General features: G+C 57.9%; 16 protein-coding genes and 1 riboswitch. Of the genes, 5 read left to right on the plus strand and 11 right to left on the minus strand.

Translation table 11 applies throughout. From position 1 onward, the window contains the following. Positions 1 to 3: 3 nt before the first annotated feature. Positions 4 to 1,833 (minus strand): glutamine--fructose-6-phosphate transaminase (isomerizing), encoded by a 1,830-nt coding sequence (glmS, locus tag AOP6_RS12795; protein ID WP_155877136.1) that lies wholly within the window; start codon positions 1,831 to 1,833, stop codon positions 4 to 6. Positions 1,834 to 1,902: 69 nt separating this feature from the next. After that, positions 1,903 to 3,291: a bifunctional UDP-N-acetylglucosamine diphosphorylase/glucosamine-1-phosphate N-acetyltransferase GlmU gene (glmU, locus tag AOP6_RS12800; RefSeq protein ID WP_155877137.1), complete on the minus strand. Its 1,389-nt coding sequence runs from the start codon at positions 3,289 to 3,291 to the stop codon at positions 1,903 to 1,905. 163 nt (positions 3,292 to 3,454) lie between these two features. Here glmU and AOP6_RS12805 point away from each other — a divergent pair, with 163 nt between their 5' ends. The 3 genes from AOP6_RS12805 to AOP6_RS12815 are packed head-to-tail and all read left to right on the plus strand — an operon-like array spanning position 3,455 to position 7,127. Next, a complete protein-coding gene (locus AOP6_RS12805; protein WP_155877138.1) occupies positions 3,455 to 4,015 on the plus strand; it encodes an MXAN_5187 C-terminal domain-containing protein in 561 nt (186 codons plus the stop codon). Beyond that, complete coding sequence (locus tag AOP6_RS12810) at positions 4,016 to 5,149, plus strand: patatin-like phospholipase family protein (protein ID WP_155877139.1); 1,134 nt, start codon at positions 4,016 to 4,018, stop codon at positions 5,147 to 5,149. 40 nt (positions 5,150 to 5,189) lie between these two features. Beyond that, positions 5,190 to 7,127, plus strand: coding sequence for a B12-binding domain-containing radical SAM protein (locus AOP6_RS12815; protein ID WP_213194597.1), 1,938 nt, complete (start codon positions 5,190 to 5,192; stop codon positions 7,125 to 7,127). A 13-nt stretch (positions 7,128 to 7,140) separates the two neighbouring features. On the opposite strand, the gene AOP6_RS12820 is transcribed toward AOP6_RS12815, so the two are convergent. The 9 genes from AOP6_RS12820 to AOP6_RS15315 form a co-directional block, all read right to left on the minus strand. After that, positions 7,141 to 7,416, minus strand: a complete 276-nt coding sequence (locus AOP6_RS12820; protein WP_155877141.1) for a thioredoxin family protein — start codon at positions 7,414 to 7,416, stop codon at positions 7,141 to 7,143. Between the two features lie 129 nt (positions 7,417 to 7,545). Continuing rightward, a complete protein-coding gene (locus AOP6_RS12825; protein ID WP_155877142.1) occupies positions 7,546 to 8,379 on the minus strand; it encodes a response regulator in 834 nt (277 codons plus the stop codon). 370 nt (positions 8,380 to 8,749) lie between these two features. Beyond that, complete coding sequence (locus AOP6_RS12830) at positions 8,750 to 9,682, minus strand: nucleotidyl transferase AbiEii/AbiGii toxin family protein (protein ID WP_155877143.1); 933 nt, start codon at positions 9,680 to 9,682, stop codon at positions 8,750 to 8,752. Next, positions 9,675 to 10,436, minus strand: coding sequence for a type IV toxin-antitoxin system AbiEi family antitoxin domain-containing protein (locus AOP6_RS12835; protein WP_155877144.1), 762 nt, complete (start codon positions 10,434 to 10,436; stop codon positions 9,675 to 9,677). The genes AOP6_RS12830 and AOP6_RS12835 overlap by 8 nt, the downstream gene beginning before the upstream one ends. A gap of 269 nt (positions 10,437 to 10,705) precedes the next feature. Continuing rightward, positions 10,706 to 13,360, minus strand: a complete 2,655-nt coding sequence (clpB, locus tag AOP6_RS12840; RefSeq protein WP_155877145.1) for an ATP-dependent chaperone ClpB — start codon at positions 13,358 to 13,360, stop codon at positions 10,706 to 10,708. A gap of 92 nt (positions 13,361 to 13,452) precedes the next feature. Next, positions 13,453 to 13,848 (minus strand): Hsp20/alpha crystallin family protein, encoded by a 396-nt coding sequence (locus AOP6_RS12845; RefSeq protein WP_155877146.1) that lies wholly within the window; start codon positions 13,846 to 13,848, stop codon positions 13,453 to 13,455. A 58-nt stretch (positions 13,849 to 13,906) separates the two neighbouring features. Beyond that, on the minus strand, positions 13,907 to 14,359 hold the full coding sequence (locus AOP6_RS12850) for an Hsp20/alpha crystallin family protein (protein WP_213194599.1): 453 nt from the start codon (positions 14,357 to 14,359) through the stop codon (positions 13,907 to 13,909). Positions 14,360 to 14,591: 232 nt separating this feature from the next. Next, the gene (locus AOP6_RS12855; protein WP_155877148.1) at positions 14,592 to 16,034 is read right to left on the minus strand and encodes a sigma 54-interacting transcriptional regulator; all 1,443 of its coding nucleotides are present in this window, start codon (positions 16,032 to 16,034) and stop codon (positions 14,592 to 14,594) included. A 60-nt stretch (positions 16,035 to 16,094) separates the two neighbouring features. Next, positions 16,095 to 16,223: a hypothetical protein gene (locus tag AOP6_RS15315; protein ID WP_256439340.1), complete on the minus strand. Its 129-nt coding sequence runs from the start codon at positions 16,221 to 16,223 to the stop codon at positions 16,095 to 16,097. On the opposite strand from AOP6_RS15315, the gene AOP6_RS12860 reads away from it, so the two are divergent. Beyond that, positions 16,222 to 18,375: an EAL domain-containing protein gene (locus tag AOP6_RS12860; RefSeq protein ID WP_213194601.1), complete on the plus strand. Its 2,154-nt coding sequence runs from the start codon at positions 16,222 to 16,224 to the stop codon at positions 18,373 to 18,375. The two genes, AOP6_RS15315 and AOP6_RS12860, sit on opposite strands and share 2 nt — an antisense overlap. Before the next feature lie 59 nt (positions 18,376 to 18,434). After that, positions 18,435 to 18,614: riboswitch (cobalamin riboswitch) on the plus strand. A 147-nt stretch (positions 18,615 to 18,761) separates the two neighbouring features. Continuing rightward, the gene (locus AOP6_RS12865) at positions 18,762 to 20,651 is read left to right on the plus strand and encodes a TonB-dependent receptor (protein ID WP_155877150.1); all 1,890 of its coding nucleotides are present in this window, start codon (positions 18,762 to 18,764) and stop codon (positions 20,649 to 20,651) included. Positions 20,652 to 20,682: the final 31 nt, after the last annotated feature.

A 20,682-nucleotide genomic window follows, 5' to 3' on the forward strand; every position in this document is an offset into this window, starting at 1 on the left:
CATCTACTCCACGGTAACGCTTTTGGCCAGATTGCGGGGCTGGTCGACGTCCGTCCCCTTGAACACGGCGATATGATAGGCCAGCAGTTGCAGGGGCACGGATGTGAGCACAGGCAGCAGCTCATCGGCGATTTCCGGTACACACAGAACCACGTCGGCGACGTCAGCCAACTCGGGCCCGGAAGAGGTGCCGATGGCGATGATACGCCCGGAGCGGGCCCGGACCTCCTCCATATTGGAGACGACCTTCTCGAATGTTTCATTGTGGGGGGCGACGACCACCACCGGCAGGTTCTCATCGATAAGAGCGATGGGACCGTGCTTCATTTCGCCGGCCGGGTAGCCTTCGGCATGGATATAGGAGATCTCCTTGAGCTTGAGAGCGCCTTCCAGGGCAACAGGATACTGATTGCCACGACCGAGATAGAGAAAATCGCGGGCATTCATGAAATTCTGGGCCACTGTCTGAATCTCTTTGTCCAGCTCCAGCGTATCCTCGATTTTACGCGGCAACGTGGTCAGGGCGGCGATAAGAGAGCGGGCCGCCTCTGCCCCGAGGGTACCCAGCGCCCGGCCGAGTCGGATGGCGAGAAGATTCAGGGCCACCAGCTGCGTGGTGAACGCCTTGGTGGAGGCCACACCAATCTCGGGGCCAGCATGGGTGTAAATTACACCGTCACTCTCGCGGGCGATGGAAGATTCGACCACATTGCAGATGGCCACCACTTTGCCGCCCTTGCTCTTGGCTTCACGCAGGGCCGCCAGAGTGTCGGCCGTTTCTCCGCTCTGGCTGATGAGAATGGTCAGAATGCGCTCGTTAACAATAGGATCGCGATAACGGAATTCACTGGCAATGTCGACTTCCACCGGCAGTCTCGCCAGCTTTTCGATGAGAAACTTGCCCACCAGTCCGGCATGCCAGGAGGTGCCGCAGGCGACGATGGTCAGCTTGTCGATCTGACGCAGTTCTTCGTCGCCCAGGTGGAGATCTTCGAGATAGACATCCCCCGCTTCGTCACGCAGGCGACCGGCCAGCGTATCGGCAATGGCCCGGGGCTGCTCGAAAATTTCCTTGAGCATAAAGTGCTTGTACCCCCCCTTTTCCGCCATCAGGGGGCTCCAGGTAATGGTCTTGACCGCCTTCTGCAGGATGTCTCCAGCCAGGGTCGTCACCTGCATGCCGCCCGCACTGAAGACCGCCAGCTCGCCGTCTTCCAGAAAGATCATCTCCCGGGTATGGCTGAGCATGGCGGGGATGTCGGAAGCCACGAAAAACTCGCCGGCGCCCTGTCCCAGTACCAGCGGCGAGCCAAGCTTGGCGGCGATGAGCTTGCCGGGCTCCTGCTCGCACAGGATGGCCACGGCGTAGGCCCCGCGCACTTCGGCCAGCGCCTTCCGCACGGCAGCCTCGAAGTCACCACCCTCCTCATAGTGCTGGCGCACCAGATGGGCAATAACCTCGGTGTCCGTTTCCGAACTGAAGCTATGACCCTGGGCGCGCAGTCGTTCTTTGAGGGGAAGATAGTTTTCGATGATCCCGTTATGCACGACGACGATGCCGCCGGCGTAGTGGGGATGCGCATTGATTTCCGAGGGGCGGCCGTGGGTGGCCCAGCGCGTGTGACCGATACCGCAGGTGCCGGCCAGGGGGCGCTCCTGCAGGATCTTTTCGAGATTTATCAGCTTGCCGCGGGCACGACGGATCTCTATCTTGCCACCATCCAGGGTAGCGATGCCGGCCGAATCATACCCGCGATATTCGAGGCGGCGCAGGCCGTCGAGGATGATGGGAGTGGCTTCTTGAAAACCGATGTAACCAACAATTCCGCACATGCGTCGTAAACTCCGGGGAAGGGGTAAAGGGTGAAGTGAGGCAAGGGGGAGCCCCTCAGGCCTCACACCTCACGATTTATTTTCTTTTTTGCGCTTTCGCAGCACCCAGCCTTCAATCACCTTCTGCTCGCTCCTCGAGAGAGCGAGAGCATCGGCGGGAACATCCTTGGTGATGGTCGAACCGGCGCCGATGAGACTGTTGCGCCCTATGCGCACCGGGGCGACGAACTGGGTGTCGCTGCCGACAAAGACACCATCCTCGATGATCGTCTTGTGCTTGTTGACGCCGTCATAGTTGCAGGTGATGGTGCCACAGCCGATGTTGACCTCGGCGCCGACCTCAGCGTCGCCGATATAGGTCAGGTGGCTGGCTTTGGAACCCAGGCCGATGACCGCCTTCTTGGTCTCGACAAAGTTGCCGATCTTGTTCTGGCCGGCCAGCTCCGTTCCCGGCCGCAGGTGGGCCATGGGGCCAATATCGGTACGATCGCCCACACGGGAGTCCTGCAGCACGGAGCCTGCCTTGACATGGACGCCGTCGCCAAGGATGCAATCGGTGATGACCACCCCCGGCTCCAGAATGCAGTCGCGCCCGATACGGTTGGCACCCCGCAGATGAACACCGGGGTAGACGATCGTATCCGGCCCAATCTCTGTGCGGGCATCGACATAGGTGGCAGCCGGGTCGATGAAGCTCACGCCGGCCCGCATCAGTTTTTCATTGAGACGCTGACGCATGTGCGCATCGGCCGTCGCCAACTGCACGCGGTCGTTGATGCCAAGAGTCTCCTCCGCCGCCGCGACCGGCAGCGCGCTCACATTCAGGCCCTCTTTGCGGGCCACCGCGATGATATCCGTCAGGTAATATTCCCCTTGGGCATTATCGCGGCCGACCGTGCGCAGCGCCTCGAAAGCCCAGGGGATCTCCATGGCATAAATGCCCGTATTGATTTCATGAATGGCTTTTTCTCTGGCAGTGGCATCCTTCTCCTCAACGATGCGCAGCACCTGCTCTCCTTCACGCACAATACGACCATAACCCTGGGGATCGTCCATGCTGGCGGTAAGTACGGTGACCGCCGCCTTCTGGGTATGGTGCCAGGAAAGAAGGTGTTCCAGCGTCTCCGCGCGCAAAAGAGGAACGTCGCCGCAGAGAAGAAGCAGGGTTCCTTCGAAAGCACGCAGGGACTCGCGGGCGCAGAGCAAGGCGTGCCCCGTTCCCAGCTGTTCTTCCTGACGGACGAAGACGACTTCTCTGCCGGCCAGTTCCGCCTGTACCTGCTCAGCGCCGTGGCCCACGACCAGAACCGTCGGCTGACAGCCAAGGCCCGCAGCCAGAGCGACCGGATAGCAGACCATAGGTTGCCCGGCCACAGAGTGCAACACCTTGGGTTTATTGGATTTCATGCGGGTTCCCTGACCCGCGGCCAGAATAACGGCGGCGACGCTTTTTCCCATGGGGAAAATCCCTTTCCGATGGAGTCTTTTAAAATCGCCATTATTATGCAAAGGTGCAGGGCAGTCAAGGAATATGCCCTATAAAACAAGGGCGTTGGCAACATACTTCTTTGCAATGCGACAAGAGATTGAGTATAGTTTACTTTTTCAAGGAAAGGCGGTTATGAAAGAAAGAAATGCCATCACCCTGGCTTTGGTTGAAATGGAGCAGGACCTTAAAGAGCTTCAGATCCGTTATGAACAGTATTTCGCCGGCGTAGAGAAGCGCGAACCCATCCGGGAACGGGAGGAACTCTCCCGCCGACTGCGCCTTCTCAGTAATCGGCGCATCATCCAGACCGATCTGCGGTTCCGGCATCAGGCTACGCTGGCGCGCTTCCACAGCTACGCCAGTCACTGGGACCGCATTCTGCGCCTTATCGACGAAGGCAAATACGAGCGGCACCTGGCCAAGCTCAATCGCCCCCAGGAAGAAGGAGCTCCCCGGAGGCCTCATGAATCAGAAACCCAACAGGATGCGATCGTCGACCGGCTCTATCAGGATCTTGTGGCCGCCCGCCAATCCTGCAACCTGGGAGGGTCCGCCCCGGACCGGCAGCAGGTATCCGAGTTTCTATCCCGCCAGCGGGAGAAAATCCGTGAAAAGTTCGGCGACAGGGAAGTCGATTTCGTGGTCGTGACGGAAGCAGGCAAGCCCAAGATCAAAGTGCGCGCCAAGAAATAGATGATGATGGCCGAAGCTCCCCACAAGACCGCTCTCGTTCTCGCCGGTGGCGGGATTATGGGCGCCGCCTACGAAATAGGTTGCCTGACGGCTGTCGATCGCCTCTTTCTGCCCGGCTTTTCCAGCCGCCGCTTCGACATGTATGTCGGCGTCAGCGCCGGCTCGGTCATAGCCACGCTCATGGCTAACCGCATTGCCCCCGAGACCCTCTTCAGCGCTATCGCCAGCAACGATTCGACGGTTTTCAACTGGCGGCGCGGGGATATCTACCGCATGGACAAGGGGGCCATAGTCAAGTCCCTCTGGGATGTCTCCCGCAATCTTTTTGGCATCTTTCGTCACCACCGCCGCAAGGGTTGGAACTTTACTTTTTCGGATATGGTGAAAATTGTGCAGGAGCAGTTCCCTGCCGGCATCTTTTCTCTGGAACCGATGCAGCGTTATCTACGGGACGCATTTCATCAGGAGAATATCGCCGATGCGTTTGATCAGCTCAAGGCCGAACTCTATATCCCGGCCTATGACCTCGACCGGGGAACCCGGGTCGTCTTCGGCTCGGAAGGATACCGGGACATGGCGATCTGCCAGGCCATAACCGCTTCCTGCGCCATCCCTTTCTTCTTCAGCCCCCTGCAGATCGGTAATCGTTTCTATCTCGACGGCTCCGTGGGCCGCGTTTCTCATATCGACATCGCCATCGAGCGGGGAGCCAAACTCATCCTGGTCGTCAATCCCCGGGTGCCGATGAATAATGACCGCGAGCACATCTGCCTGCCATCCCTTTCCTTCGGCAAGTGTTCCAGCATTGCCCACCTGGGTGTCAGTTCCGCCTGGGAACAGGCCCGACGGATCGAGAACAAGGAAAAGCTCGACCTGGCTCTGGAGACCTACGCGCGCTGCCACCCCGAGGTGGACATATTGCTGATCGAACCGGGACGCGAAGAGTCCATGCTCTTTTTCCAGAATCCCATGAGCGACGCCGCCCGTTACCACATCATGAATTACGGCTACCACCTGACGCTGAATCAACTGCAAAAGGATTTCGACCGCTTTCACGCCTGTTTTGCCAAACATGGCATCAAAACAACGGCGAAACGACTGCACAGCGCGCCACCGGCGGAAATCACCGAGTAAAGAACCGGCGTGGAGCCGGCAAACACACCGGAGAGGGATCATGACCATCGTCCTGCCAACTCTGCACGTTCGCCGCTCCGCCCAGGCGGTGCCGCTGGCGGCGGCCTGCCTGGCGGCCGCCTTGCCCGCCCCCCTACGGTCGACGACACATCTGCCTGATTTCTTTCCCGACCAGAGCGACGAAGACATCCTGGCCGGCATCCTGGCCTTCGCGCCCGACCTGGTAGCCTTCCCCATCTACGTATGGAACCGCCGACGCCTGACGCAGTTGGCCCGACAGCTCAAAAAGCGCCAGCCATCCCTGCGCCTGGTTGCCGGAGGGCCGGAAGCGACCGCCGATTCGGCAGCCATCCTGGCCGAAGGGACTTTTGACGCACTCGTCTGCGGGGAGGGGGAAATTCCCTTCGCTCACCTGCTGGCTACCTGGCAGGAATCCGGCGCTCACACCCAAACCGCTGGCATTATCTACAAAAATGAACAGGATGTTTCCTGTCGCGAGCCCCATACTGGGCCCATGAGCCTTGACGAGCTGCCCTCTCCTTGGCTTACCGGAACCCTGGTTCCCGAGACAGGCCAGGGCGTTTTGTGGGAAATCTCCCGCGGCTGCCCATTCGGCTGCGATTTCTGTTTCGATGCGCGCGGCCATCAGGGTGTGCGTCCCCTTTCATTCGAACGCCTTCGCGCCGAGCTTGACCTCTTTGTCCGCCAGGGGGTGGCCCAGGTCTGGGTACTGGATTCCACCTTCAATTACCCCCCCGAGCGGGGCAAAGCCCTTTTGCGCCTATTGGCTGACAAGGCTCCTCACGTCCACTTCCACCTCGAAGCCAAAGCGGACTTTCTTGACCGGGAAACGGCCCGTCTGCTGACCCATCTCTCCTGCTCGGTGCAGCTCGGCCTGCAATCCGCCAACCCCAAGGTGCTACGCCAGGTGCATCGCTCCCTTGACCTTGAACTCTTCACTCACAAGGTCCGCCTGCTCGCCGCCGAAGGGGTAACGTTCGGCCTCGACCTCATCTACGGCCTGCCCACGGACGACTACGCCGGTTTTACCCACAGCCTGAATACAGCCCTGAGCTTCGCGCCCAACCATCTGGATATTTTCCCGCTCGCCGTCCTGCCGGGAACGCCCCTGTATCGGAACAGGGACAAGTTCGGACTCAACGCCCAGACAGCGCCACCCTACGAAATCCTCTCCACGGCCACTCTGAGCGCCGGCGAGATGGAACACTGCCGCGACCTGGCCGCTGCCACCGATCTCTTCTACAACTTGGGACGGGCCGTCGGCTTTTTCCAACCTCTGCTCACAGCTATGCAGGAGGAAGCCGTTCCCTTTCTGGAAAACTTCGCCTCCTGGGCTATGACCGAGGCTTCCGTCAGCCGTGAAGAGTTCCGGGATTCCTCACGCTGGACGCCGTCCCAGATTCTCGAACTTCAGGAGGGATACATCCGCCAGTGCCTAAAGGCCCGGGGACGGGGGGATATCCTGCCGGCGGCTCTCGACATGGTGCGTTATCACTTTCATTACGCCGAGACTCTGCTGGGCGAGGAGACCACGCCAGCCGACCCGGAACAGCTCCGCAACCTGGACAACTGGAACACGCCCTGGCAGCGCTCAGGTACAATACGCCTGGTGCCCTTCAGTTATGAAATTCTGGATCTACTCGAAATGGGAGAGATGGATCTTGAACGCATTGCCAGCCTGTTTCGCCCGATAGGATCGGTTGCCCTCTTCGCCCGCCGGGGTCCCGAGGTTCTTTGCGAATCGCTGGTGGAGGATTTTCTCAAATTGCTGCAGGGATCGGATGGCCAGAAAACTCCCCGGGAAATTTTCGCGGGGAGCATCTCGCGCAACGAAGGAGAAGAGATCCTTGAATTCGCCGTGAGTGAAGGGCTTCTTGTTCCCAGTGGGAATATTACCCTCCGCCAGCACACAGGAAGCACTCCAGTACAAAAGCGTCCTTCAAAGGGAAAGCGCTGAACAATCTTGACCCTCAGGCCACCTTCTGCAGGCGATGCCGGAACCTCGGCCTTTCAGCCAGGATCTTCACAATCTCATCGACCTCAGGTACTCGCCCCGACACACGCACGCTGTCATCCACCAACAGGGCTGGTGATACATGGACGCGGCTGTCGATCATTTTGCGACGATCCTTGAAAAGGTGCACCTCTGCTTCCAGTTCCAGGGTGGATAGAGCCTGCCTGACATTTTCAAGAGCACGCTCTCCTTTGCCGGCATTTTCGGGTTTGCACAAAATATCGATACGCATAATCCCCTCTCTTTCCGCCGCTCCTGTCAATCCAGCGACACCATTTATGACCTTTTTGGTCAATTATACAGGATTCGCCTGCTTTTTCAAGGCATTCCGCTGAAGAGATGAGAATTTTGGCCGGAAATATCAGGATGCCGCGCCGTAGGTAATTCGCAGCGCCCTGCGTACCCGGGCAACCAGGCGGACCGGATTGACGGGCTTGGGAATAAAGTCGAAAAAGCCGAGGTCGAGGAGGCGCGCTTCCTCCTCCGCCGAGGCCAGACCGGACAAGGCTACCACGGGAATTTTGCGCAGACTGGGATTTTCCTGTAAAGCGGCATACATTTCCTGCCCATCCATACGGGGCATCAGCATGTCGGTCAGTATCAGGTGAGGCTTCTTCTCAAGGGCGGCCTGCAGGCCTTCAGCGCCATTGACTGCTTCGAGCACGTGGAAACCCATCTTTTTCAGAGCGGACACAGTGGCCACACGGACCAGTTCGCCATCTTCAACGACCAGCACGGTCCACTGACTTTCACCGCCCTTCTGCTCTTTCAGATAATGCCTGCTGACGGCCTCTTCAATTTCAGCTGGCGTGGTGACCAGAGGCTGAATGTTGAAGCCGGTGCGAAAGGTGATGTTTTCCAGAACATCTTCCGCCAACGGATTGACCATGGCCAGATAGAGAGTCTTTTCCACCACCTTCAAGGGAAAGACCAGCGAATGAATGGCCTCATCGCTTTCAACCAGGCCAAGGAGATCTTCCGAGAACCGGTGTTTGGCGAAGCCGGAGACCGTCTTGAAACCAAATTGCCGTGCCAGAACCCCGGCAATATCGCGCTGAGTAACACTGCCCATCTCCTCCAACACCATGCCAAGGCGCCTGCCAGTCCCTTTTTGCCTCTGCAGAGCCTGCTGCAGAGCCTCTTCGGTTACCACCCCGGCCTCAACAAGAACTTCGCCAAAACGTTTTTTCCTCATCCCCGCCCCCAAAACAAAAGTGATGTTTAAACATGCAGATGAAAAATGTAGCACATCGAAAGGCTCAGGCGAACCACCCTTTTTAATTTATGGGAAGAAATCGCTCATTATCACCGAAAACCTCGACCTGCTCCCAAGCAAAAACACCCATCCGTAATTGGCCAAACCCATTCACCCGTTATCACATGAAACCCGACCACCTATAGTTGCTCCGAAGCTTCAGCGGTGTGACTGACGAGTTCTAGGTAAAGTAAGCCTCTGCTGCAGGGCAAAATGCAAGACAGCCCAACCTGGTAATTTCAGGTTGGGCTTCTGGGTTCCCAGAATTTCGTGCATGACAAGAAAATCGTACCGGGGCTGCAGTTGCCAACTATCTTCTTCCTAATGTTAAGCATTGCTCTAATGCCCCCATCATCTCATTGAATTTCCATGGGTTCTTGGCCTTCAGGATTTCAAGATTCATCAGTTTCCATCGGATGGCGGGCAAAGACTCGATATTCGGTATCCCGAGAGAATCCCAATCGGGTTCAAGCCGATGGACTGAATGAAGGAATCTGCGTTCGGAATCGTCAAGTGAAGAGGGCAAATCTGCGAACAGACGCTCACGTGTCTCTTCGAGGTCTTCAATGCGGACATCACTAGTAGTCATCCCGATGAATTCTTTCTCGTACGCGTTCTTTATATCATGGGCCTGTGGTGGCAGCAGTTCATGCATCGGCCGATTGTGTCCTGCCAGATAAATCACGAATGCCCGCCTCATGCGAGGAGTGATTCCACCGTTTTTATTGAGCAGCATCACGTCAAATAGGTCCCGCGGATGCTGGCGGTCGAGTGCTGCGACCAACTTGCTGGCGTAGAGTTCGTCGACATCGAGCATCGGCACGCTCACTTCCCGCTCGAACATATCCTCGGCACCCTGAGTCAAACCGCCTTCAACGACTGGATAAACCGATCCACGGAAAACATGATTCACCTCAATCTTGACTCGGCAAGTACCACGGCTGACAAAGAGCTTAGTTTCCTGGTCGGAACCTGAAGATGTTCTTTGAACTTTCACCCTCAGGCGCTTTTCCAGTTCCTCGGCAACCTGTCGCAAGCTATCTTCTATCTTGGTGAGCGCTTCATCCCTACTCGGTGCCGCTGGGTCAATGAATACCAGATCGATATCAACTGATAGTCTCGGCATGTCACGGCAGAACAGATTGATCGCCGTGCCACCTTTCATTGCAAAACAATTCTGCCTGAACACGAAAGGAATAGCGTCAAGCAAAAGAGCCACGGTATCTTTGTAGCGCCTATCCATGAGGATTTCTCAATACCAGGGTTTTTTCCCCCTGCAGCGAATAATCTGACGATGAACCGAAATCGATTCCGGAAATGTCTATTTTCTCCAGCACCGGCAACTTGAGTTCTTCGGCGACTTTCCAAAAGAGCCTTTTGACTTTAATTTTTTTACAAATTTTCAACAGTTCCTGCATCTTCTTGGACCGCAAAGAATAAAGCCCTTCCATAATCTGTTTGCCTTCTTCCAGGGTCTGCTGCTTCGGCACAGAATCCAACAATTCGAGAACGGCACGTTCCGGTTCCGAGATAAAAGGTCCATTTGGCTCATTATCCAAACGAGAAACACCGTGCCGTTCCGCCAAAGTATCCCGCTCATCGAACAGGGTACTATTCGACAGATTGGCCCTGAACTGCTCTTGAAACCACTCTGGGAGTTTTCTTGTTCCGTGCCCGTAGAGTGTTATCGTTTCCTCTCCCATATTCAGGTAGTGGGCAAACCCTTTAAAAGCCAATGCGCTTTTTCCGCCGATATGGACTTTGACACCGTTGGCCTGCAGCGATGCCACCGCACCTGCTTTGGTGAGCTTATCTCCAGCCCGAAGGTAATAGCCACTCCCCAGTTGTTTCAACCAGCCGTTCTGAACATAGTGGTGTGCGAGCTGACGGGATACGCCAAACTCCTTCAGATGGCTCATGGCGAGAGGCATCCCTTGTGGCAGACCAAAAAGGGCTTTCTTTAGCAGCTTGCTGGAATGTAAAGTATTGTTTGACATTTTATGCTCTATTCGAATTTTATTAAGTGGAATCTTTGCCTGAAATATATTCAATTGTGGCACATATGTAAAGCATTGCTTTACATATGTGCATTATTTTACATGCTTCACAGCAATGTCTTATCCGCTCGCAAATAATTTCCCTGGCAATCCCGGCACCCCGAGCCAGGCCCTTCATTAAAGTCATGACCCATAGTAAAACGCAGGCAGGACCTCGACAAGATCCTGCCTGCGTTCTAGTAGAAAGCCTCATGGCGGCTTATAAAAACCTAAGCCGGCGCACAGTTTTCCCCGGCAGCGGCGCCGCTGCCTGCAGGCCTGACCGGCAGGACGGTCAGGTCGCCATCCCGGGCATCAACGATCAGCGTGGCGCCCTCGCTAAGGTCGCCGCTGATGATGGCCCGGCCGATGCGGGTCTCCACCGCGTGCTGGAGATAGCGCTTGAGTGGTCGGGCCCCATAGACCGGATCGTAGGCGTTCTGGGCAATAAAGTCCCTGGCGGCCTCCGTCATGGTCAAGGTGATACAGCGATCGGCGAGCCGCCGGGTCAATCCCTGCGTCAACAGATCGACGATGCGTTTGATCTCCTCCAGAGTCAGGGGTTTGAAGAGAACGATGTCATCGACCCGGTTGAGGAACTCGGGGCGGAACTCTCGCCGCAATTCGCCCATCACCGAATTGCGGGCGGCTTCATGAATCTCACCGTCCCGAGTGACGCCTTCGATGAGATACTGGGAGCCGATATTGGAGGTCATGATGATGACGGTGTTCTTGAAATCGACAGTACGCCCCTGCGAGTCGGTCACGCGGCCATCGTCAAGGATCTGCAGCAGCACGTTGAAGACGTCGTGATGGGCCTTTTCGATTTCGTCGAAGAGGATGACCGCATAGGGTTTGCGCCGCACAGCCTCCGTCAGCTGCCCCCCTTCCTCGTAGCCGACATAGCCGGGAGGGGCGCCAATGAGGCGGCTGACCGTGTGCTTCTCCATGTACTCGGACATGTCGATGCGCACCATGTTGTCTTCACTGTCGAAGAGAGCTTCGGCCAAAGTGCGGGCCAGCTCGGTCTTGCCCACCCCGGTAGGGCCAAGGAAGATAAAGGAGCCGATGGGACGCTGGGGATCCTTGATGCCGGCGCGGGCGCGGATGACCGCATCGGCCACCAGCTGCACGGCCTCGTCCTGGCCCACCACCCGCTGGTGCAGGATTTGGTCGAGCTTCAGCAGCTTTTCGCGCTCCCCTTCCATCAGGCGCGTCACCGGGATACCGGTCCAGCGGGAAATAATCTCGGCGATTTCCTCTTCCGTCACCTCTTCACGTAGCAGGCTCGGACCCTGGTATTCCTTGCCATGCACCGTCTCTGCCTGGCGCAGCTCCTGTTCCAACTGGGGCAGGCGGCCGTGTTTGAGCTCGGCGGCTCGATTGAGGTCGTACTCTCGCTCGGCCACCTCGATCTGCTGGCGCACCTTTTCAATTTCCTCGCGCAGGGTCTGCACCTTCTTGATGGCCCCTTTTTCCATGTCCCACTGAGCTCGCAAGGTATCCGCCTCATGCTTGAGCTCGGCCAGCTCCTTGCGCAGCGCGTCCAGACGTTCACGGCTGGCGCGGTCCTTTTCCTTGGTGAGGGCGGCCTCTTCGATTTCCAGCTGCATGACCCGACGGGTGACCTCATCCAGCTCAGTAGGCATGGAGTCGATCTCGGTGCGGATCATGGCGCAGGCCTCGTCGACCAGGTCGATGGCCTTGTCCGGCAGAAAACGGTCGGTGATGTAGCGGTTGCTGAGAATGGCCGAGGCGACCAGGGCGTTGTCCTGAATGCGGACGCCGTGGAAGACCTCGAAACGTTCCTTGAGGCCACGCAGGATGCTGATGGTATCCTCCACGTTGGGCTGATCGACCATGACCGGCTGGAAGCGGCGTTCAAGGGCGGCGTCCTTCTCGATGTACTTGCGGTACTCGTCCAGGGTGGTGGCGCCCAGGCAGTGCAGTTCGCCACGGGCCAGCATGGGCTTGAGCATGTTGCCGGCGTCCATGGAACCCTCCGCCTTGCCGGCACCAACGATGGTGTGCAGCTCGTCGATGAAGAGCAGAATGCGCCCCTCGCTCTGGCGGATCTCATTGAGCACCGCCTTGAGCCGTTCCTCGAATTCGCCGCGGTACTTGGCGCCCGCCACCAGCGCCCCCATGTCGAGGGCGAAGATGGTCTTGTTCTTCAATCCCTCGGGGACGTCGCCGCGCACGATGCGGTGGGCCAGCCCTTCGGCGATGGCGGTCTTGCCGACGCCCGGCTCGCCGATAAGGACCGGATTGTTCTTGGTCTTGCGGCTGAGAATGCGGATGACCCGGCGTATTTCCGAGTCCCGCCCGATCACCGGATCGAGCCGGCCCTTCGTGACTTCCTTGACCAGATCGCGCCCGTACTTTTCCAGCGCTTCGTAGGTCCCCTCCGGATCGGTGCTGGTCACCCGCTGGTGTCCGCGCACGGCGGTAAGGGCCTGCAGCAGGCGATCACGGGTGATCTTGAACTGGGCCAGCAGCTTGCCTGAGGCATTGGAAGTGCCTTCTTCCACCATAGCCAGCAGCAGATGCTCGACGCTGACATAATCGTCTTTGAGATGGGTGGCTTCTTCCTGGGCTTTGATCAGCAGGCGGTTGAGGCGCTGGGTCACGTAGATCTTGCCAGCCTCCACGCCGGGTCCGGACACACTGGGCCGGCGCTCCAGCTCCTGTTTGACCGCCGCCGCGAAGTTGTCTACGGGCACATCCATGCGCTGCAGCAGGCGCCCGATGAGACCCCCTTGCTGTTCGAGCAGGGCCATCAGCAGGTGCTCTACGTCCACCTCCAGGTGTCCGTACTTCATGGCCCGGGTCTGGGCCGACTGGATGGCTTCCTGCGTTTTTTCCGTCATTTTATTGGGATCCATGAGCATATCCTTCCGCATGCTAGGGGTACATCTGATTCTTTTTAACAACGAAGGCCGGAGGCTTTGACCCTCCGGCCCGTTTAAACATTATCTCAGCCGGCGCTGATTTCAATGCGACGCGGCTTGGCGGCCTCCGCCTTGGGCAGATGCAGTTTGAGCACGCCGTCCTTGACTTCGGCCCTGGCTTTGTCGGGGTCGATCTCGTCGGGAAGCTGAAACTGACGATAGTAGGCCGCCAGAGAAAACTCCCGGTAGAGCTCTTCCCCCTGGGCGGATGGCACTTCGCCTTCGATGGTCAAAACGCCCTTTTCGATGCCGATGTGCAGATTCTCCTTGGAAACGCCGGGCATGTCTGCCAGCAGCGTCAGCCCCTCGTCCGTCTCCATGATATCGACGGCCGGGGCGACGTAGTTGCGGGCAGAGCGGGTCTGCTCCCTGGTCAGGGTTTTATTCTCCTTGTTGTTGTCGTAAAGTTCCTTGGTTGCCATGATGCACTCTCCTTTATATCGTGGACATTATTTGCCTTATGACTTGTTCGCGACGGCCTTAGCCAACCTGAACGGCGATTTTTTTCGGCTTGGCCGCTTCCTGTTTCGGCAGGGTCACGCGCAGGATACCGTCACGGTAGGCGGCTGCCACTTTTTCACCATCCACCTCGCCGGGCAGTTCGATGGTACGCAGAAAGGCGCCAAACCCACGCTCACGGCGGTGCCAGACCTTGGCCTTCTCCTCTCCTTCGACCTCTTTCCTTTCCCCAGAGAGGGTCAGGCTCCCCTTCTGCAGTGTCATCTCAAGCTGGTCCGCCTCAATCCCCGGCACCAGCGCTTCAACATAGTAGTTGTCGGCATCCTCCCGTAGATTGATGCGCGGGAAGGGCCGTGCCCCCACGCCCGGCAGAAAGGCCGGTTCAAGCAGGCGCCCAGCACCGAAGCCGCGAAAAGCACTTTCCATTTCCCGACGAAGACTGTCCATTTCCCTGAAAAGATCCCAGTTTGCCATGATGTTTTCCTCCTTTGACGATTTATGGTTGGCGGGACCAGCCCGCATTGTCTATCTGCCTGAAGGACATATCAAGGGACGTGCCAACCACATTCAAAGAATTTTATAGTTCTGTTTCGGGCACTTACGTATTGACGATCAAAAGGAGGGTTTACTTGCGACGTCGCAGCAACCAGCGTTTGCGGCAGTTGCGACGTCGCAGGGGGGCTTGCGACAGGTGAGGGGACAGCGGCTAGGATTCGAGGTCGCGGCGGGTAAGATCGAGCTTGTCGAGATAGCGGTAGAGGGTGGCGCGGTGCACGCCGAGCAGGCGGGCTGCGGCCGTCAGGTTGCCGTCGGCGGCCTGGAAGGCCTGGCGGATCTCGTCAGCGTCGAGCTCAACCTGCCGGGTCGATTGGCGCCGGGGAAGGTTCGCCGACGAGGGAGAGACTGCGGGACCTTCGAGAAGCGAAGGCGCGGAAAGCAGAGGATACGGCGGGATCATGGGGGAGGTTTCCGCCGGAGAAGCCCCCCATTCACCAGCGGCAAAGTGGCGACGCTCCTGAATCCACTCACGAAAGGCCTTGGCCCCGATCACCTCGCCCGGCGTTTCGATAAAGACCCGTTCGAGGACGTTGCGCAGCTCACGGATGTTGCCCGGCCACAGGTAGGATTGCAGCAGGGCCAGCGCTTCACCGGTGAGGCGATGGATGCGACGGCCGTATTTCTGGCTGAAGATCTGCAGGAAATGGGAAACCAGGGCGGGGATATCCTCCTTGCGCTCTCGCAGCGGCGGCAGGTGGATGCGCAGCACCGAGAGGCGATGGTAAAGATCGGCCCGGAAACGCCCCTGCCCCACCGCCTGCTCGAGGGGGACGTTGGTGGCGGCCACAATGCGCACATCAATACGGCGAGTGCTTTCGCCACCGACGCGCTCAAAGGTTCCCTCTTCCAGCACGCGCAGGAGTTTGGCCTGGGTATGCAGAGGCATGTCGCCGATCTCGTCGAGAAAGAGGGTGCCGCCGTCCGCTCGCTCGAAGCGGCCGACATGGGTGCGCACCGCCCCGGTAAAAGCCCCCTTTTCATGCCCGAAAAGTTCCGATTCAAGCAGTTCCGCCGAGATGGCGCTGCAGTTGACGGCGATATAGGAACCGCTGGCCCGATCGCTGCATTCGTGCAGGGCGCGGGCCACCAGTTCCTTGCCGGCACCCGTCTCCCCCGTCACCACCACGGCGGCGGCCGTCGGCCCGTAAAGACTGATCTTGCGAAAGACCTCCCGCGTCAACGGACTGGAGCCGACCATACCGTGGAACGTTTCCACCTTATCCCGTTCCGCCGAGGTCGGCTGGCGAAAGGTGAAGGTCACGGTGCGTCCCCGAAAGTCCGAGGTCAAACCGCCGGGACGCACTTCCACCATGAGCAGAACATTTTCCCGGCCAGTGACGCGAAGCTGCAGATCAGGCAAAGGCAGGTCACGCTCGATGGCTTCGTCGGCCAGATCCGGCAGAGCGGGGCGAACGCCGGCAAAGAGTTCTTCAAGGGGAGCACCGATGGCTTCGGCAGAGGCAACGCCGAGCCATTCGGCCAAAGCCGGTGACAGCTTCAGTACGCGCCAGGTCCCTGTGCCCGCCCTGGTTGCGACCAGATCAGGCGCTCTGGTCGGCAGGTCAACCGCATTTTCACCGTCAGCACGCATGGGCTCTCCTTGCACCGAAAAACTTTACTGTCGCCAATTTAACCCTTCCATCGGTAGAGTTCAACCGACAAGGCGCAAATCTTTCCCCTCCCATTCTTCGAATTTAATCTTATTTGGAATAGGACCATCTCCTCCATTTTGTGTTAGAATCAGAATCATATACCCATCCAGAGGGGAGTTATTTTCCATGTCGTCTTCTTCTAGTTCAAAACCGGAAAACATTCCTCACCCTCAAGGGAAAAGGGAATTTTCCGTTCTGCTTGTAGAAGACGACCAGGGTATCCGCAACCTGGCCAAAATTCATCTGGAACGTCTCGGCTGTCGTGTTCTGCTGGCATCCTCCGGTCGCGAAGCCGTTGACATTTTGAATGAGAACGCCTGCGACCTGATGCTGCTGGACTTCGGTCTTCCCGACATGACCGGTCATCAACTCCTTGACGAAATCTCCCCTCGGCATCCGCACCTCCCCTTTCTGGTCACCACCGGTCACGGCAGTGAAAAAGTCGCCGTGGAGTTCATGAAGCGCGGCGCCCTCGACTACGTCATCAAGGATGAAAGTTTCTGGAAAAATCTCCCCAAAGCCGTGGAAAGAGCCAGGGACCATCTGGCCATGGCCCGGCGCCTCGAAAAAGCCAAGGAAGCCCTGCGCCAGAGCGAAGAACGCTACCGCGCCCTGACGGAGAACACCAACGACGTCACCGTCATCTTTGACGACAGCTTCGACGTCCACTATGTCAGTCCCTCGGTCGAGCGGGTGCTTGGCCTGACTCCCACTGAATTCGCGGCCGACGGTCTGATTAAAGCCCTGCATGGCAGTGATCTGCCCCTATACAAAAGGGCCGTGGAACAGGCAGCGGCGACCGCCGGCGAAACGGTCAAAATCGACAATTTCCGTCTACACCACCAAAAGGACAACTGGCTCAACATGGAAGGCCAGGTCACGGATCTCCGACATCTTGCCAGCGTCCAGGGGCTCGTTCTTAACTGCCGGGATATCACCGATCGCATCGAAGCAGAGAACAGACTGAAGGAGAACCAGGCACGCCTCAAGCATCTGGCCCACCATGACCCCCTGACCAACCTCCCCAACCGCACTCTTTTCAAGGAGCGCCTCAATCAGGCGCTGGCCAAGGCCAGGCGTTCCGGCGAGCAGGTGGCGATTGTCTTTCTCGACCTCGATCGTTTTAAAAAAATCAACGATTCCCTCGGTCACGAAGCAGGCGACCACCTGCTCAAGGATGTAGCCTCACGTCTGCGTACCTGCATACGCCAGTCCGATACCGTCGCCCGTCTCGGCGGCGATGAATTTGTCCTCATCCTGGAGGATATTACCCAGCCGGGACCCGTCATCGCCGTCGCCAATAAGATTCTCAGCTCCCTGGCGCAGCCTTTTGCCATTAATGACTATGAACTCTACATTACCACCAGCATAGGCATCAGCCTCTTTCCCACCGACGGCGACGAGGCCACGGTTTTGATGAAATGCGCCGATGTGGCCATGTATCGGGTGAAAGAACAGGGACGGAACAACTACCAGTTTTACCAACCGGACATGAATGCCCGGGCGCGGGAAATGCTGTTGATGGAAAGTGCCCTGCGCAAGGCGCTGGACAACCACGAGTTGGATGTTTTCTATCAGCCCCAGCTTGATCTGGCCACCGGGCAACTCCTCGGCATGGAGGCCATGCTGCGCTGGATTCATCCCGAGCAGGGCACTCTCTGTCCGCGGGATTTTCTTGCCCTGGCCGAAGAGACCGGACTGATCGAGCCCTATGGTTACTGGGCTATCCAGGAAGCCTGCCGCCAGAACAAAGAGTGGCAGGAGCAAGGCTACCAGCCTGTCACCGTTGCCATCAACATCTCCCAGCGCCTTTTTCACAAAGCCAACCTGGTAGTCAAAATAGAGGAGATCCTTCAGCAGACGGGCCTTGCTTCCGAATACCTTGAACTCGAAATCACCGAAGCCATGGTCATGGACGATATCAAACGGGTGCAGGCCACCATGCAGGAGCTTCACGACATGGGAGTCAAACTCACCCTGGACGACTTCGGCACCGGCTACTCCTGTCTCGGACAGCTGAAGCGCTTTCCCCTGTCCAAGCTGAAGATTGACCAGAACTTCATCAAGGATGTCGCCACCAGCCCCGATGACGCTGCCATCACCGCCACCATTATCGCCCTCGGCCGAGGAATGCACCTGGATGTCATCGCTGAAGGCGTCGAGACTCCCGAGCAGCTGCGTTTTCTACGGGAACACCAGTGCCGACAGGCGCAGGGCTTCCTCTTCTGTCATCCCCTGCCCCCCGAGCAACTCACACACTTTCTGGACAAAAACGCCTGAAACAATTACAGCATCTCTCTTCTTGACAGAACAACCTGGGCTGACGTATTAATTAAAACCTCACAGAAACGTCCAACGGTGCCCGCAAGGGTGAAAAGGGAAGAGGGGTGCAAATCCCCCGCGGACCCGCCACTGTAAGCGAAGACGAAGGGTTGACAGACCACTGGCCGCCAGGCCGGGAAGGTAACCCCGAGGATGATTCGCGAGCCAGGAGACCTGCCGACATGGACACACCACATTAACCTCCCCGGGAAACAGGGAGAGTGGAGATTAGCGGCGCTTCAAATACGGGAAGCCCGCGCACCTATTTAGGGCTGCGCGGGCTTTTTTGCGTTGAAGCGGTCCCCTTTTCGCCATTTTCGTTCGGGGCAAAAAGGAGAAATTCGATGAAGAAACACCTGCTCGCCTGCCTGACTCTCACCCTGCTGCTTCTGCCAGCAGGCACCCCATTGGCCCAGCCGACCGAGATGGAAACGGTGGTGGTCACCGCTACCAAGGTCGAAACCGCCGCCGAAGAAGTGGCCAGTGCCATCACGGTCATCACCGCCGAAGAGATGGAGGAGAAACAGCAGCGCACAGTGCTAGACGCCCTGCGCGCCGTCCCTGCCCTCAACGTCACCCGTCGCGGGGGTCCCGGTCAGCAGACCTCCATCTTTCTGCGCGGGGCGGAGGCCCGGCACACCCTGGTGCTGATTGACGGCGTCGAAATGAACGATCCCATCGATCCGGGCCGTGCCTTTAATTTTGCCCATCTGAGCACGGACAACATCGAACGCATCGAGGTCGTGCGGGGCCCCCAGAGCACCCTCTACGGCTCCGACGCCATGGGAGGCGTCATCAACATTATCACCCGGCGCGGCGCCGGCAAGCCATCTGGCTATGTGTCCGCCGAGGCGGGTTCTTACCGTACCTTCGAGGAGAGGGCCGGCCTGCGCGGTGGCAACGAGCTGGTCAACTTCTCCCTCGGTGTCTCCCGCCTCGACAGCGACGGCATCTCGGTGGCGGATGAGAAGGATGGTAACCGTGAGGAAGACGGTTACGAAAACACCAGCGTCTCCACCCGCCTGGGGTTGACACCGACGGACCATCTGGAAATCGAGGCCATTGCCCGCTATCAGGACAGCCAGACGGATATCGACAACGGCGGGGGCATCGGCGCCGACGATCCAAATCACGTACTCGACTCCACAGAGATTTTCTTTCGCACTCAGGCCCGCCTACTGCTGTTTGATGAGCTCTGGGAACAGACCCTCGGCTTTTCCAGAACCCGGCACGAACGGGACGACAACAACGACCCCGATGCGACCCACCCCCTCGATCTCCTGCGCAGCTCCTACAAAGGCAGCCTGACCAAATTCGACTGGCAGCACAACCTGTACCTGCATGAGACCAACACCCTCACCCTGGGGCTGGAAACCGAAAAGGAAAAGGGAAGAAGTTCCTATGTCTCCGATGGCGTCTGGGGACCTTACGAAGATCATCTGAGCGAACAAACTGCCCGTACCAACGGCTACTACCTGCAGGACCAGATTCGTCTGCAGGACGCTTTTTTTGTCACTCTGGGGGTCCGCCTGGACGATCACAGTCGTTTCGGCACCGAAACGACCTGGCGGACGGCGGCCGCCTATCTCTTTAAAACCAGCGGCACCAAAATCAAGGGAACCTACGGCACTGGCTTCAAAGCCCCTTCTCTTTTCCAGCTTTATTCTTCCTACGGGGATATCAATATGAAAGCCGAAAAGAGCCAGGGTTGGGATGTCGGCATCGAACAGTCTCTTTGGGAGCAGAAACTGACCCTGGGTGCCACCTATTTCCGTAACACCTTCGACGACCTCATCGACTACGACTATGTATCCTGGAGCTATAAAAACATCGGTGAGGCCACATCCGATGGGGTTGAGCTGACCCTGGGATTGGACCCTGTCGAGGCACTGAGCCTGCAGGCCAGCTATACCTTTACGGATACGGAGAATAAGATCACGGGCGAAGATCTCCTTCTACGCCCCCGACACAAGGCCGATCTGAGCATCGGCTATCAGTACAGCCGCAAAGGGCAGCTCAATGTCCATGGCACCTATGTGGGCAAACGGGATGATTATGGCAGCGTCACGCTTCCCAGCTACACGTTGGTCAATCTGGCCACGTCCTACGACATCACCCCCAACATTCAGGTTTTCGGCCGCATCGACAACCTCTTCGACAAGAGCTATCAGGAAGTGGCGGGCTACGGCACGCCGGGCCTTTCCGGCTATGCTGGCGTCACACTCTCTTTTTGACAGCCCGGCCCTTTTTTGACATAGTCCAGAC

Source organism: Desulfuromonas sp. AOP6, from assembly GCF_009731355.2.
Classification (GTDB): Bacteria; Desulfobacterota; Desulfuromonadia; order Desulfuromonadales; family SZUA-540; genus SZUA-540.